This is a genomic window from Cognatundibacterium oligocarboniphilum, assembly GCF_013377855.1.
Lineage (GTDB): Bacteria > Pseudomonadota > Gammaproteobacteria > Burkholderiales > Burkholderiaceae_D > Undibacterium > Undibacterium oligocarboniphilum.
Genome location: NZ_JABXYJ010000002.1, coordinates 269,692 through 284,446 on the forward strand (window position 1 = coordinate 269,692; position 14,755 = coordinate 284,446).

The 14,755-nt window shown below is 51.2% G+C and carries 13 protein-coding genes; 5 read left to right on the top strand and 8 right to left on the bottom strand.

All coding sequences use genetic code 11. The annotated features are described in order from the left end of the window. Positions 1 to 3: 3 nt before the first annotated feature. The 4 genes from tolA to pepN form a co-directional block, all read right to left on the bottom strand. Positions 4 to 945, bottom strand: a complete 942-nt coding sequence (gene tolA, locus HV832_RS04265) for a cell envelope integrity protein TolA (protein WP_176802312.1) — start codon at positions 943 to 945, stop codon at positions 4 to 6. Between the two features lie 177 nt (positions 946 to 1,122). Next, positions 1,123 to 1,392, bottom strand: a complete 270-nt coding sequence (locus HV832_RS04270) for a LysR substrate-binding domain-containing protein (RefSeq protein WP_176802313.1) — start codon at positions 1,390 to 1,392, stop codon at positions 1,123 to 1,125. A 293-nt stretch (positions 1,393 to 1,685) separates the two neighbouring features. Further along, the gene (locus tag HV832_RS04275) at positions 1,686 to 2,681 is read right to left on the bottom strand and encodes a class 1 fructose-bisphosphatase (protein WP_176802314.1); all 996 of its coding nucleotides are present in this window, start codon (positions 2,679 to 2,681) and stop codon (positions 1,686 to 1,688) included. 68 nt (positions 2,682 to 2,749) lie between these two features. Beyond that, on the bottom strand, positions 2,750 to 5,428 hold the full coding sequence (gene pepN, locus HV832_RS04280) for an aminopeptidase N (protein ID WP_176802315.1): 2,679 nt from the start codon (positions 5,426 to 5,428) through the stop codon (positions 2,750 to 2,752). Between the two features lie 380 nt (positions 5,429 to 5,808). Here pepN and HV832_RS04285 point away from each other — a divergent pair, with 380 nt between their 5' ends. Next, positions 5,809 to 6,441: a DUF4136 domain-containing protein gene (locus tag HV832_RS04285; protein WP_176802316.1), complete on the top strand. Its 633-nt coding sequence runs from the start codon at positions 5,809 to 5,811 to the stop codon at positions 6,439 to 6,441. 21 nt (positions 6,442 to 6,462) lie between these two features. Here HV832_RS04285 and HV832_RS04290 read toward each other — a convergent pair whose 3' ends face one another. From HV832_RS04290 to HV832_RS04305, 4 genes are all read right to left on the bottom strand, one after another. Next, positions 6,463 to 8,658, bottom strand: coding sequence for a DUF1631 family protein (locus tag HV832_RS04290; protein WP_176802317.1), 2,196 nt, complete (start codon positions 8,656 to 8,658; stop codon positions 6,463 to 6,465). An 85-nt stretch (positions 8,659 to 8,743) separates the two neighbouring features. Continuing rightward, complete coding sequence (locus HV832_RS04295) at positions 8,744 to 8,881, bottom strand: hypothetical protein (protein WP_176802112.1); 138 nt, start codon at positions 8,879 to 8,881, stop codon at positions 8,744 to 8,746. 23 nt (positions 8,882 to 8,904) lie between these two features. Continuing rightward, positions 8,905 to 9,879, bottom strand: a complete 975-nt coding sequence (locus HV832_RS04300; RefSeq protein WP_176802517.1) for a quinone oxidoreductase family protein — start codon at positions 9,877 to 9,879, stop codon at positions 8,905 to 8,907. Between the two features lie 8 nt (positions 9,880 to 9,887). Beyond that, on the bottom strand, positions 9,888 to 10,799 hold the full coding sequence (locus HV832_RS04305) for a DMT family transporter (RefSeq protein ID WP_176802318.1): 912 nt from the start codon (positions 10,797 to 10,799) through the stop codon (positions 9,888 to 9,890). A gap of 297 nt (positions 10,800 to 11,096) precedes the next feature. Here HV832_RS04305 and HV832_RS04310 point away from each other — a divergent pair, with 297 nt between their 5' ends. The 4 genes from HV832_RS04310 (at position 11,097) to nadD (ending at position 14,753) form a co-directional block, all read left to right on the top strand. Continuing rightward, positions 11,097 to 11,822, top strand: a complete 726-nt coding sequence (locus tag HV832_RS04310; protein WP_176802319.1) for a YebC/PmpR family DNA-binding transcriptional regulator — start codon at positions 11,097 to 11,099, stop codon at positions 11,820 to 11,822. Position 11,823: 1 nt separating this feature from the next. Then, positions 11,824 to 13,098, top strand: a complete 1,275-nt coding sequence (purD, locus tag HV832_RS04315) for a phosphoribosylamine--glycine ligase (protein ID WP_176802320.1) — start codon at positions 11,824 to 11,826, stop codon at positions 13,096 to 13,098. Between the two features lie 87 nt (positions 13,099 to 13,185). After that, complete coding sequence (gene hemF / locus HV832_RS04320) at positions 13,186 to 14,094, top strand: oxygen-dependent coproporphyrinogen oxidase (protein WP_176802321.1); 909 nt, start codon at positions 13,186 to 13,188, stop codon at positions 14,092 to 14,094. Further along, positions 14,085 to 14,753 carry a nicotinate (nicotinamide) nucleotide adenylyltransferase gene (gene nadD / locus HV832_RS04325; protein ID WP_176802322.1) on the top strand — a complete coding sequence of 223 codons (669 nt, stop codon included), beginning with the start codon at positions 14,085 to 14,087 and terminating at the stop codon, positions 14,751 to 14,753. The genes hemF and nadD overlap by 10 nt, the downstream gene beginning before the upstream one ends. Positions 14,754 to 14,755 lie beyond the last annotated feature (2 nt).

A 14,755-nucleotide genomic window follows, 5' to 3' on the forward strand; every position in this document is an offset into this window, starting at 1 on the left:
GAATTACTCTTCTTTCATTTTGTAAACCAGTTCCAGGCTTGGCGGGACTTCGCCCGTTTTATCCCGTGGAAATGGCGCAGATTTTTCAATAGCTTTTGCAACGGCCTCATCAAAACCGGGGACGCCGGATGATTTCAGTTTGCGTATTGCACCACGCAGCGAGCCATCTGGCAATAAGTCGATGCGATATTCAACAGTAGGATTACCCACTGTGCTCTCCATGCCGCTGAAGTTTGTATTAGATCGTACTTTAGCGGCGATTTTAGCGGCATAGCTCGGATCACCGCGATTATTACCGGTGGACTTGACAGCTGTACCACTGCCACCGCTGCCGGTCACGCCAGCCTGCGCTGCCAGCCGCTGCATATTTTCCTTAAAAAGCTTATCACTAGCCGCTTTTTCTTTCGCCTGTTGTGCTTTCTGATCAGCCAGTTTCTGTTTTTCCAGCTTCTCTCTGTCGCGTTCTTTTTCGTGTTCTTTTTCTTTCAGGCGATCCTGTTCGCGTTGCAGCTCTTTTTGTTTCTCACGCTCTTTTTCTTTTTTCAACTGCTGTTCTTTTTCTGCCGCCAGTTTTTTTTCTTCTTCCAGCGCACGCTGACGCGCCTCTTCTTTTTTCTGCTCGGCGAGCTGACGTTTTTTCTGCTGCAAGGCAATTTCAGGATCTTCTTTGGGTAATTCTTCCTTAATGACTGGCGACGGAGTGTCTTTTTGCAAAACAGGTTCAGGCGGCGGTATATCGGCCACCGGCTGAGGTGCTGCCTCACGGGTCGTCATATCCCAGACTTCTGCCTCGACGGCAGTCGATTCTTTGTTCTGCCAGCGGATTCCCACCCATAGAAAACCGATCAGCAAGATATGCACCAGAGCCGCCAGCACGACGGAGCGCCACTGACCAGACTGTCGCTGCGGTGACCGCGGATATCCCGGAAGAGAAACTGAATTCATAACTGATTTGGACTCGCCAACACGGACATGGTTCCGGAAATGGGTAATGGTATAACAGAGGCGTCATTCATTGAATGTTGCCTGAGGTGAAATTATAAACCTCTCAGCGAGTTCTGCATCAGAAAAGCCAATCCGGTATTTGTAACCCACTGTGACAATTCCCTGTTCATCCACATATCAGGCAATAGCGTCGGTACACGTTGAGTTCTGCAAAAAATCGCGATAAAAATCAATAAATGCACGAGTTTTTGCAGGAATATGACGCCCCGGCGGCAATACCGCATAAATCCCGCCGGATGGCAAACTCCATTCGGGGGAAATACGCACCAGATCGCCATTGCGCAATACATCCTGCAATGACAATTCCTCCATTACCGAAATACCTGCACCCTGCAGCAACAGTGCCAGCAGCAAACTCGGTGCATCAACCTGAAAGCGGGATTTCATCTGCACTGTCAGCCTGGTGCCACCTGCGACACTGCCATGGCATCCGGTATCCCCAATACCTTTGCAATGGCAGTTTCTGTGTACCGGGAAATTTTTCGCTGCACAGTGACTGTCGCCCCACTGTGTTTCCCTTTTCAGGCTTGTCTGCATGACTGCAGCCAAGCCTGTTTTTCTTTGGTTGCTGCCTCATCAAAGGTATTCGAAACTGATCTTTACCGATCTGTAAAAATCAAAAATCGAAAAAAAAACGGGGCTGAACGCCCCGCATGATCGAGAGTGATGAAAAGTCACTGCTAATGATAAGACGTGACCCGTTCTACTTCATTTTTTGACCCCAGGAACACGGCAACCCGCTGATGCAGCGAAGTTGGCTGGACATCAAGCATACGCTGCTGGCCATTGGTGGATGCGCCACCGGCCTGTTCAACGATGAAAGACATCGGATTGGCCTCGTACATCAAGCGCAGCTTGCCGGCTTTATCCGGCTCACGCTGATCGGCAGGATACATAAAAATCCCGCCACGGTTCAGAATACGGTGCACATCAGCCACCATAGAAGCGATCCAGCGCATATTGAAATCCTTGCCGCGCGGTCCGGTTTTACCGGCCAGCATTTCATCGACATAGCGCGTAACAGGTGGATACCAGTGGCGGGTATTCGATGCATTGATCGCAAACTCCTTGGTATCTTCCGGAATCTGCATATTACGCTGTGTCAGAACCCACGAACCCATTTCACGGTCCAGTGTAAAGCAGTTCACGCCATTACCCGTTGTCAGTACCAGTACCGTTTGTGGACCATAAACGGCATAACCGGCAGCAACTTGTTTGCTGCCTGCCTGCAGAAAATCCTGCTCGGTCGGTTCGGTCATGCCTTCCGGTGCTTTCAGGACCGAGAAAATCGTGCCAATAGAAACATTGACGTCAATGTTGCTCGAACCATCCAGTGGATCAAACAAGAGCATGTATTCGCCCTTCGGATAACGGTTCGGAATCTGATGGATGGTTTCCATTTCTTCGGATGCCATCGCAGCCAGATGGCCGCCCCACTCATTGGCCTCCAGCAGGATTTCGTTGGACAGAATATCGAGTTTTTTCTGAACTTCGCCTTGCACATTTTCACTGCCTGCACTACCCAGCACTTCGCCGAGCGCACCTTTGCCAACAGCGTGGCTAATGGTTTTGCAAGCCCGGGCGACGACTTCGATCAGCAGGCGCAACTCTGCCGGAATCGAATTATTCAGACGCTGTTCTTCGACCAGATACTGGGTCAGACTGACACGTTTCATAATGCTCCTCTTCATTAAAATTTTCAGAGACCGCCCCTGATATGTCATTCAGCACGGCCACAATCTGCTTACGCCGCCAGCGCTTTGCTGATGACTTCTGCAACATCTTTGGATAAATTCTTGGCAGCAGCGACCTTACCCAGCGCCGCTTTCATCTTTGCCTGCAAATGCCCGGGATATTTTTTCCAGCGATCCAGGCTGCGCGCCAGGCGGGCGGCAACCTGTGGATTGATCTTGTTGAGTGCAATCACCAGTTCAGCCCACAAGGTATAGCCGCTTCCATCTGCAGCATGGAAACGAGATGGATTGGCATTACAAAAACCAAAGATCAGACTGCGCGCCCGGTTGGGATTCGTCAATGTAAATGCAGGATGCTCCATCAGTTCGCAAATAGTCTTCACATCAGTCGTGTGTGCTGTGGCCTGCAACATGAACCATTTATCGATGACCAGCGCTTCATGTTTAAATTCTTTATAGAACTTTTTGAGCGCCTTGGCTGCCTGCTTGACCTGTTTGCCGCTACCGTTAAAATTGGTCAGCGCTGTCAGCGCAGCCAGCCGGTCGGTCATATTTTCAGCCTCATCAAACTGTGTCAGTGCCAGCGCCAGTGTGCTGTCATCGACCCATTCCAGCAAATAGGATAAGGCAAGATTTTTCAGGCTGCGCTTTGCCATCGACGCAGCATCAGGACTATATTTTCCTGGTGTCAGATAAGTTTCGTAGATTCGCAGCAAATCCGCACGTAAATGCTGCGTCAATGTGGCACGAACAAACTGGCGCGCGGTATGAATCGCTTGCGGATCAACCACACTGAATTCTTCAGCGATCATCGCTTCGGAAGGTAAAGTCAGCATCAGTTCGCGGAATGAAGGATCAAGCGATTCATCGTTCAGTATGCGGCGCCATGCCTCGATAAACAACTGGTCGAGCTCCAGCTTCTCACCTTGCTGCACCGCTTTGGTCAGGCGAACCAGACGGCGGGATGCCAGACGCTGTCCTGCTTCCCAACGATTGAAGGGATCGCTGTCATGCGCCAGCAGATGGCTCAGATCATCATCGCTGTATTCAATATCCAGGATCACCGGCGCAGAGAAATTTCTCAATAGTGAAGGCACTGGCAGGCTTCCGATCTGGCTGAAGCGGAATGTCTGTGTGGTATCAGTCAGCTCAAGTACCAGACTGTTTGCTCCGGACTGATTCTCGTAACCATCACAATGCAAAGGCATATCATGTCCGGCACTATCCAGCAGCCCCATCGCCACCGGGATGTGGAAAGGACGTTTTTCTGCCTGTCCCGGTGTCGCTGCACAGGATTGTGTCAATGTGATTTCATATATCTGTGCTGCCGCATCATACGCAGTCTGCACCTTGACATGCGGGGTTCCGGCCTGACTATACCAGCGCTCAAACTGCGTCAGATCGCGCCCACTGGAATCCGCCATCGCAGCCCGGAAATCATCGCACTCCACCGCCTGACCGTCATGCCTCGCAAAGTACAGGTCCATTCCTTTGCGGAAACCATCATGCCCCAGCAAGGTATAGTACATACGCACAACCTCGGCACCTTTTTCGTAAATCGTGACGGTATAAAAATTGTTAATCTCAACAAAAGAATCAGGGCGTACCGGATGTGCCATTGGCCCTGCATCTTCCGAGAACTGCACCTGACGCAATATCCGCACATCCTCAATCCGTTTCACCGCCCGGCCAGTAGCCGTGCCGACCAGATCGGCAGAAAATTCCTGATCCCGGAAGACAGTCAATCCTTCTTTCAGCGACAATTGGAACCAGTCGCGGCAGGTGACCCGGTTACCGGTCCAGTTATGGAAATACTCGTGTCCGACAACAGATTCTATGCCTGCGTAATCCACATCTGTAGCAATACGCGGATTGGCAAGCACATACTTGGTGTTGAAAATATTTAACCCCTTGTTTTCCATCGCCCCCATGTTGAAGTCACTGGTCGCAACAATCATGAAGCGATCCAGATCAAGCTCCAGGCCAAAGCGCTCTTCATCCCACCGGATACTGTTTTTCAGCGAATCCATGGCATGTTGGGTTTTATCCAGATTACCGTCTTCCACCCACACCTGCAGCAGTACCTTGCGGCCAGACTGCAGCTGGTATTTTTCTTCCTGACATACCAGCTTCCCGGCGACCAGAGCAAACAGATAAGACGGTTTTTTGAAGGGATCTTCCCATTTTGCAAAATGGCGGCCATCGCCCAGATCACCTTGTTCGATCAGATTGCCGTTTGCCAGCAAAACGGGGAATTTCTTTTTATCAGCGCGCAGCATCACGGTGTATTTCGCCATCACATCCGGACGATCCGGGAACCATGTGATCTTCCGAAAACCCTCAGCTTCGCACTGAGTAATGAAGTTGCCGTTGGATGCGTACAGACCGGACAAGGAAGTATTTTTTACCGGCTGAATCCGGGTTTCAATCTCCAACACCACCTGATCAGGGGCATTCGGGATCCGCATGATTTCTCCGTCAATCGAATAAGCCGATTTCTTGAGATTCACGCCGTTCATCCGCAATTGCAGCAACTTGAGTGACGCACCAAACAGCACCAGATCTTTTTCCGCGCTGTCGTGATTTCTGCGCATGGTGAGTCTGGTCGCGACATGGGTATGGTCAAGATCCAGATCAAAGCCCATTTCTACCGTATCCACCCAATAACCGGGGGCAACATAGTCTTTACGGTAAATAGCTTGAGGTGTTGGTGCGGTATCGTTACGCATAGCCTGATGTCTCGCTGAATAAAATGAGGAAAGTGGTCAGAATCTTGTGAACCTGACCGGAATGCACGGATTCATGAGTCAAGATGAATTCAATATGCTCCGACACCATCATTCTACCAATACCAGCGGCTGCAGGCACGAAACGATGCGCTCACAGATAAGTCTGTATGCTGGAAAATGACCGAAGCAGAATCACTTATCGGGGAACCCCGCAGCAGGATAAGCAGTCAGACAGTTACACACCGAAATAGAAATCAGCAATACTTCGTCTTATTATAGCTAGCATCAGCAGGCATATCGGTGTGAGATCTGAATCGAGACCGGCGCGTATTGCAGCTTCAGTACCGATATGTCTGATATTTTCAAGTAAGGAGTCAGTCATGAAACGATTTTTATCCGCCACAGTCATCTCTTTAGGCATACTGCTGTCTGGATGCGCAACGACTTTCACCGGTCAGGTCACGACTTTCCACGAATGGCCGCAACAGCTATCGTCGAGCAGCTACATTGTCGAGCGTTTGCCTGCGCAGGAAAATAATCCGGAATACAAAGTTTATGAAGATGAATTGCGACAACAATTGGGTTTGCATGGTTTTCAGGAAGTCACATCGGGCATGACGCCAGCGCTGAAAGTGAACCTGCAATACGCAACGTCACCAAGCGAAATCCAGTATTCGATGCCTTGGGGACCAGCCATGATGGATCCTTACTGGCGACTTCATTTCAGCCGGGCATATCACTTCTATCCGTATTCGCCTTACTATTTCGGCAGCCCTTTCTATATGCTGAGAACGTCTGATATTACGGTACGTCGCTATTACCTGCACCAGCTGGAAATCAGCATCAGTGACTTTTCCAATGGCAAGAAGCTGGCTGATATCAAAGCCAGCACGGAACAGCTGAATCCGAATATTACGGAAAGCATGCCCTATCTGATTGAGAGCGCCTTGAAAAATTTCCCCGGGCAAAGCGGCAGCACAACTAAGGTTGAAATTCCGCTTAATAAAAATTAACCCATCGCGGATACAAGAGAATCAGGCCGGTGGATCGCGTAAAGCCTCAACCAGAGCGCGGTCCACAATCGAGCTGGCGGAAACTTCGACAGCATCACCGGTACGCAACTGCGCCAACAGCTCTTCGCTGGAAATAGAAAAAGAGTCATACCCTTTTCTGTTGGTGAAAATATAGCGTGTTCTTTTAGGGCTGACCCAGGCCAGTTTAAAGCGGTTAATGACGCCACTGCTGCTCATGAAATCGAGCCAGATGCCACGCTCCATTTTTTCCAGCACAGGCAACCACGGATCGGGCAATTGCTCCGACTGATCGCTCACCTGCCGGTTCAGCTTTTTCTCACTTGCGCGCTGGGCAATGTTGACCGCTATTTCCAACTGCCGGCGCGGTGAAAACTCCAGAGGTGCTCTGGCAATAGCCGCATGACGCTCTGCCAGCTTGGAAAAAAACAAGACCCGCTCCGGCTCATCCCATTTGATCGCATTCAGCCAGGCATTCAATAACGTCAGCATCGCTGGCAACTTGCTGACCAGCTCTTTCCGCTCTTCCGGACTATTCTTCGGCTTCAGGCTCCAGATCAGGTCATCCATCGTCCGCAATGCATTTTCCAGTGCATTCGGCTTTTCTTCTTTGACGTTATGCGCAATCGTTAAAATACGTATCCATTGATTGCGTAAAAACTCCTCCAGAAATCCGGCGACCTCTCCGGTTTCAACGCGGATAGCGACATCATTTTCGGCAAATTCCCGCGCCAGGCGCATCTTTTCCTGTTGTAGCGCCTGCGCAACCGGTTCGGAAATCGCCTGTTCTGCCTGCTGCTCTTCTTCCTTCAGGAAAGCTTCCAGATCGGCGACGACATTGGAAAATAACTCGATCTGCTGGTCGAAATCCTGCTGTACCCGATCAACAATACCTTCGATCATCTGGTACAGCGGATCTTCATTACTGGCATCCTGTCCCAGGGAAACACTTGATTTTGCCAGCGTATCGATCAGTACCCGGGCCGGATGGCTCTCTTTGAAAAAGAAATCCTTATCCAGCAAAGCCACTTTCAACGTCGGAATCTGAAGCTGTCCGATCAGGGATTTAATTTCTTCGGGAATGCTCGGATCATTGAACACATAATCAAAAATCCGGGCCAGAAGTTCAATGGTATTCTGATCTATGTGGGTCAGTTCCGCTGCCGGCGCTTCCTGACTGAGGCGACGCAAATAGGTGCGGTCATCTGCGGGCTGATTCTGGAATAACTGTTTCTGTAAGCCGGTCAGATAGTCAAAGAAATGCCGGTCGATCATCACCATCTCTGGTGCCGCCGCCATCCCTTCCTCTCCCTGCCCAGCAAGCGACGAGCCCGACCAGGACATTGATTGTCCGCTTCCGGCTTCACCGGCGGCATTTCTGACAGGGGCACCCTGCCCCGTTTGCCCGATTTTCTGTGCGTTGGCAGAAAAAATGCTACGTAATTTATTTTCCAGATACGGGTCGCCCGACTCATGCTTACGGTCACTGACCGGAGTATGGCGTTTTTTGTTTTCCCGCTTGACCGCATCGGTATCAACGACAACACCACGCTCATGCAAAGCATCATTTAACCCCTGATACACGGTCCCTAACTGCAAAAACAGGTCAGGCTGCATCAGGCTTAAGATCAGTCGGGGCGTTTCCTGTACCGATTCAAATTCCTGCCACGACTGGACGACTGCGTTGACAAAAACTTCAGGCCGGAACGGGTTTTGAGAAACGCTGATCGGGGTACGGTTCAGCGCCAGCCCAATCCGGGAATTCAGTTCCACCAGTTTCTCGGCATTATTCACTTCCAAAGCCTTGATCAGGTTATTGCTCAATACCTTATTTTCCATTTCCTCAAACGTCACCAGAGAAAAATCTTTGGCATCATGTGTTTCAGTATATTTTCTGCGGGTATTGATAATACTGACTTCTTTGGTCAGGATCGCGCTGATCTGGGATGCCAGGAGGCGATAAAACGTGGAAGGATTGCGCTTAAGCAATTGATAAGCCCCGAAGCTTTTTGCTGCTTCTTCCGGCTGGACAGTCTGGTCCGAGACTTTAAACAAGGCATCTGTCAGCCGCGACGAAAATGCCTCCAGCTGAGATGAAATCAGATTGGTTGCCACCGGCACCAGACTCTGCAGCATGAGCAGACGTCCGGAGCTGGAAAATTCATGCTTTTTGGCAGTATTTAAAGGAATTGTATCCATTACCCAGTTTTCAGCGCCTATCAATAATCTTTCAGATAATTTTTTCCGGAATGATAATCCGCTGCACCAGATTCAGCCACCCCTGTTACGGACTGTAATAAGCCTCTGTCGCCACCGTAATCAGCACAATCAGCATCACAGCAAAAAACAGAACGATTAACAAACGCCCAAACTTGGGCGTGCCGTCATTCGTTACCGGAAAGTTATTATCAGATTCACGCATATTTTATGGTCTTATTTGTTGCTTTATGGAATTAACAAGGTGGAACCTGTTGTTTTTCTGGCTTCCAGATCGCGATGTGCCTGCTGAACTTCGCTTAAAGGGTAACGCTGGCGGATATCAATTTTCACTTTTCCGCTTTCCACCATTGCAAACAACTGTGCCGCCATCTGTTCCAGGTCTTCGCGCTTTGCCGTGTAGTTCATCAGGCTTGGTCGTGTGATGAACAATGAACCGCGGGATGCCAGCTCGTTCAGGCTGAATGACGGTACCGGACCGGAAGCACTGCCAAAGCTGACCATCATCCCCATGGGCGACAGGCAATCGAGTGAGCCGATGAACGTATCGCGGCCAATCGAATCGTAAACTACGGGAACACCTTTTCCTCCGGTGATTTCCCTGACACGTTGTACAAAATTTTCTGTATTGTAGTTGATTACATGCGCACAGCCATGTGCTTTTGCCAGTTCAGCCTTCTCATCCGAACCGACAGTGCCGATCATGGTGACGCCAATTGCCCGCGCCCACTGGCAGGCAATCAGACCAACCCCGCCCGCCGCTGCATGAAACAGGATAGTTTCGCCACCACGCAGAGGGAATGTCCGATGAAACAGATATTGGACGGTTAATCCTTGCAGCATCATCGCCGCCGCCGTGTCAAAAGAAATGCTGTCCGGCAATCTGACGATATTGTCGGCAGGCATGATACGCGCCTCGGCATAAGCGCCCACCGGGCGCCCCGCGTAGGCCACCCGATCGCCAGCGCGCAAATGGGTAACACCTGAGCCAACTGCCTCGACCACACCGGCCGCTTCCATTCCTAATCCGGCTGGTAAAGGCTGAGCATAAAGACCAGTCCGGAAATACACATCAATATAATTCAAGCCGCATGCATGATGCCTGACCCTGACCTCACCCGGTCCTGGTTCGTCGATTGGGACATCGACGTATTCCATGACTTCCGGCCCGCCGGTATGTTGAATTCTGACTGCTTTCACCATCATGCCTCCTAGATTTTTTTCTTCGATAAAAGATACATGCCACCCATGACCAGCACCGTACCGGCAAGCTGCCAGCCGGTAATGGGTTCGGCCAGGAAAAATGCGCCTAAAAACAAAGTCGAGACCGGTCCTATCATACCTGCCTGGGAAGCCGTTGCCGCACCGATCCGCTTTACTGCAATCATTGTCATGAAAACCGGCAATACCGTACAAAAAATCGCATTCACCAGAGACAGCCAGTACACCGGTGCTGGTTGCAATAACATGCTGCCAGGCCGCAGGATGAAAAATTGCCCGATGCAGGCGGCACTGGAAACGCACATGGCGTAAGACACCAGCCGCAGCGAGCCGAGCTTCATCACCAGTTGTCCGGACTGAATCAGATATACCGCATAGGATACCGCTGCACCCAATACCAGCAAAGAACCCAGCAAGACATCCGCCCCCCCGAATTTCAGATCATGCAGAAAAACCAGCACGATACCCAGATAACTGACAATCAGGGCAGCCCATTCCAGCCGGGAGACCGGTCTGCGGTAGTACACAGCTGACATCAGCAGGACGAAAGAAGGCGTCAAAAACAGAATCAGCCGCTCCAGCCCGGCAGTAATGTACTGCAGACCGAGAAAATCCAGAAACGAAGACAGGTAATATCCCATCAGACCAAGCACTACCAGGCGCCAGCGGTCTGCCGCTGGCAATGCTGCTGACTGACGCATCTGCCACAACGCAATGCCAGCAAACACCGGCAGGGAAAACGCCATGCGGAATGTAATCAGCGTCACCGCGTCAACGTGATAACGGTAAATCAGTTTAGCAACAATAGCCTTAGTAGAGAACAAAACCGCACCGGCAATAGCGATCAGCAAACCGCTGAGATAATGTTGTCTGGCATGTGACGTCAGAACGAGAGAATCCATGGAAAAATTTATATTATTTGAGCAGCATCAGACCGGGTACAACAAGACATCGTTTCAGGGTATTGTCATGTCATCTATAACCCATTGTACGCAATCCCGCCATTTTCTTCCGGCGTAACAATTTTTTTCATCTGTCTGATCTGCATCACTGAACTGAATTTACATGATCTGAGGCATGGTTCCGGTCGGATTTCTGTCATGTCTATATGGTAAAATGCGCGACTTCAATATCAAACCAAGCTAGGCAGAACAGCGGTTAGCAATCATCCGTTAGCGCCGATTCAGGAAAGAACGACCATGGCAGGACATAGTAAATGGGCCAATATCAAACACAAAAAAGCTGCGACTGATGCAAAACGCGGCAAAATCTGGACCCGTCTGATTAAAGAAATTACCGTTGCGGCACGTATGGGTGGCGAAGATGTGGATTCCAACCCTCGCCTGCGCCTGGCTGTTGATAAAGCCGCTGACGCCAATATGCCGAAAGAAAACGTTACACGTGCCATACAACGTGGCGCCGGCACTCTGGAAGGTGCGAACTATGAAGAAGTTCGCTACGAAGGCTACGGCATCGGCGGCGCGGCACTGATCGTCGACTGCATGACCGACAATCGGGTTCGCACGGTAGCCGAAGTACGTCATGCATTCAACAAATTTGGTGGCAACATGGGTACAGAAGGTTCTGTCGCTTTCATGTTCAAACATTGCGGTCAGATGTTGTTTGCACCAGGCACCAATGAAGATGCGCTGATGGAAGCGGCACTCGAAGCTGGCGCCGAAGACATCCTGACTGATGAAGAAGGCGGCATTGAAGTACTGTGCGCACCGTTTGATATGTCCGATATCCGTGCCAGGCTGGAAGCTGCAGGATTCAAGCCGGAAGTTGCCGAAGTGACGATGAAACCGGCGACTGAAACCGCCTTTACCGGTGACGATGCAATCAAAATGCAAAAATTGCTCGACGCGCTGGAAAACCTGGACGACGTGCAGGAAGTTTATACCAACGCCATCATAGAAGAATAAGATGAAAATTCTCGTTGTCGGCTCAGGTGGCCGCGAACACGCTCTTGCCTGGAAACTCGCCCAGTCTGAACGCGTACAGACGATCTTTGTTGCACCGGGCAATGGTGGAACAGCAACCGATATCCGTCTCAAAAATATCCCGATTACGGATCCTGCAGCGCTGGCTGATTTCGCAGAACAGGAACATATTGGCCTGACCGTGGTTGGCCCCGAAGTGCCGCTGGCAGCCGGTATTGTCAATATTTTCCGCGACCGCGGCCTGAAAATTTTTGGCCCTACCAGAGAGGCTGCGCAACTGGAAAGTTCCAAAGATTTTGCCAAGGCATTCATGCACCGCCATGCTATTCCGACTGCGGAATATCAGACTTTTGCCGACCTTATGGCAGCACACGCATACATTGATGCCAAAGGTGCGCCGATTGTGATCAAGGCCGACGGACTGGCTGCCGGTAAAGGCGTGGTCGTGGCAATGACGCTGGCCGAAGCACATGCAGCTATCGATATGATGTTATCTGACAACAAGCTCGGTGATGCCGGTGCGCGCGTCGTGATCGAAGAGTTTCTGGCTGGCGAAGAAGCCAGTTTCATCGTCATGGTCGATGGCAAAAATATTCTTCCGCTGGCAACCAGTCAGGATCATAAACGCCTGCTGGACAATGATGAAGGCCCGAATACCGGCGGCATGGGCGCCTACTCTCCTGCCCCGATCGTCACACCACAGCTGCATGCACGGGTCATGCGCGAGATCATCGTCCCGACCGTGCAAGGCATGGCAAAAGACGGAATCGTTTTCACGGGCTTCCTGTACGCCGGTCTGATGATCGACGATCAGGGTCATCCTAAAACACTGGAATTTAACTGCCGTATGGGAGATCCAGAAACCCAGCCTATCATGGCACGCCTGAAAACCGATCTGGTGCAAGTCATGGAACATGCAGTCAACGGCACGCTCGATAGCGTTGAGCTGGAATGGGATAGACGTACTGCCATGGGCGTCGTGATGGCGGCTGCCGGCTATCCTGATACCCCGCGCAAAGGCGATAAAATCACCGGTATTCCGGCAGAGACAGCGGATTGCGTGACATTCCATGCAGGTACAACGCTGACAGACAAAACTCTGAGCTGCAGCGGTGGCCGCGTGCTGTGCGTTGTCGGTCTCGGTGACACAGTGAAGCTGGCGCAAAAACATGCTTATGACGCAGTCGAAAAAATTCATTTCGATGGCGCACAGTATCGCCGCGACATTGGCTGGCGCGCGCTGAACCGCAAACATTAATCAGCAGATGGGAGGCAGATGCCTCCTTGTAATCGTGATGGGTTGGACGCTGTCCAGCCCGTCTTGCTTTTTGAAGAAAGCAACAATATGACGGACATCACAAATACTCAGGTGGTCAAACAATATTTTCTGGATCTCCAGAATCATATTGTGTCGGCTCTGGAAGCAGCAGACGGGAAGCTGTTCCTGAGCGATAGCTGGGAGCGTCCCGAGGGTGGCGGCGGGATTTCACGCGTCATCGAAGATAGCCAGGTCTTTGAACGCGGCGGCGTCAACTTCTCTCATGTCCGTGGCACGCAACTGCCGGCATCGGCTGCTGCCGGCAGACCGGAGCTCGCAGGCAGAGCCTGGGAAGCCATGGGTGTGTCGCTGGTATTACATCCACGCAATCCATATGCACCGACAGTGCATATGAATGTCCGCTTTTTCACAACCCATGCAGCTGACGGCGAAGCAGTCTGGTGGTTTGGCGGCGGCATGGATCTGACACCCTATTATGGCTTTGAAGAAGATGCCCGCCACTTCCACCAGACTTGTAAAAATGCGCTCACGCCGTTTGGCGACCATTTACATCCCCGTTTTAAAAAATGGTGTGACGAATATTTTTATCTGAAACACCGTCAGGAGGCACGCGGTGTCGGCGGAGTATTTTTTGATGATTTTCATGAACTCGGATTTGAGCGCAGCTTCGCCATGACACAGGCTGTCGGTAACGCGTTCATCCCCGCTTATCGACCTATTCTTGAAAAGCGCCTGAACCTCGCCTATGGTGAACGTGAGCGTGATTTTCAGGCCTACCGGCGCGGACGTTATGTGGAATTCAATCTGGTGTTTGACCGGGGTACCCATTTTGGTTTGCAATCCGGCGGTCGCACTGAATCTATCCTGATGTCGATGCCACCTGTCGTAAAATGGCGCTACAACTGGACACCGGAAGCTGATAGCCCGGAAGCAGCACTGGCGCGAGACTTTCTGGTGCACAGGGAATGGGTGTAAACACCGCCACACGCTGCATACTGGTTCTGGGTGGTAGTTTTGATCCGGTTCATGCAGGTCATGTCGCCCTTGCCCGCAGTCTGGCCAACATGCTGAGGCCAGATGAATTACGCATTATTCCCGCGGGTCAACCCTGGCAAAAAAACGCTCTGACGGCTACATCGGAGCAACGTGTAAGTATGCTGAAACTGGCATTTGAAAACTGGGCAGACTGCCCGGTCTGTATTGACGAACAGGAAATACAAAAAAACCGCCAGCGTCAGCCGACTTATACCATAGACACCCTGCGTGCCCTGCGTAGTACATGGGGTGATAAGGTATCCATCTGTTTTGCGATGGGTGCCGACCAGCTGCAAAATCTGCATACATGGCATGAATGGCGCAGCCTGTTTGAGGTAGCCAATTTATGCGTTGCTGCCAGACCGGGCTTCAGCCTCGATATCGCCGCACCTGCAGTGGCAGCCGAATGGCAGCGGCGCGCAGTAACGCCGGATGTCATGCGCAGGCAGGCTTATGGCGGCACCTGTACAGAACCGGAGCTGGCGGTGGATGTATCGGCAACGCAGTTGCGCACAGGATTAAAGCAGCATAACCCGACAATGAGATTGCTAGTCCCCCACAAGGTGCTAGACTACATACAACAACATTCAATTTATTAAAA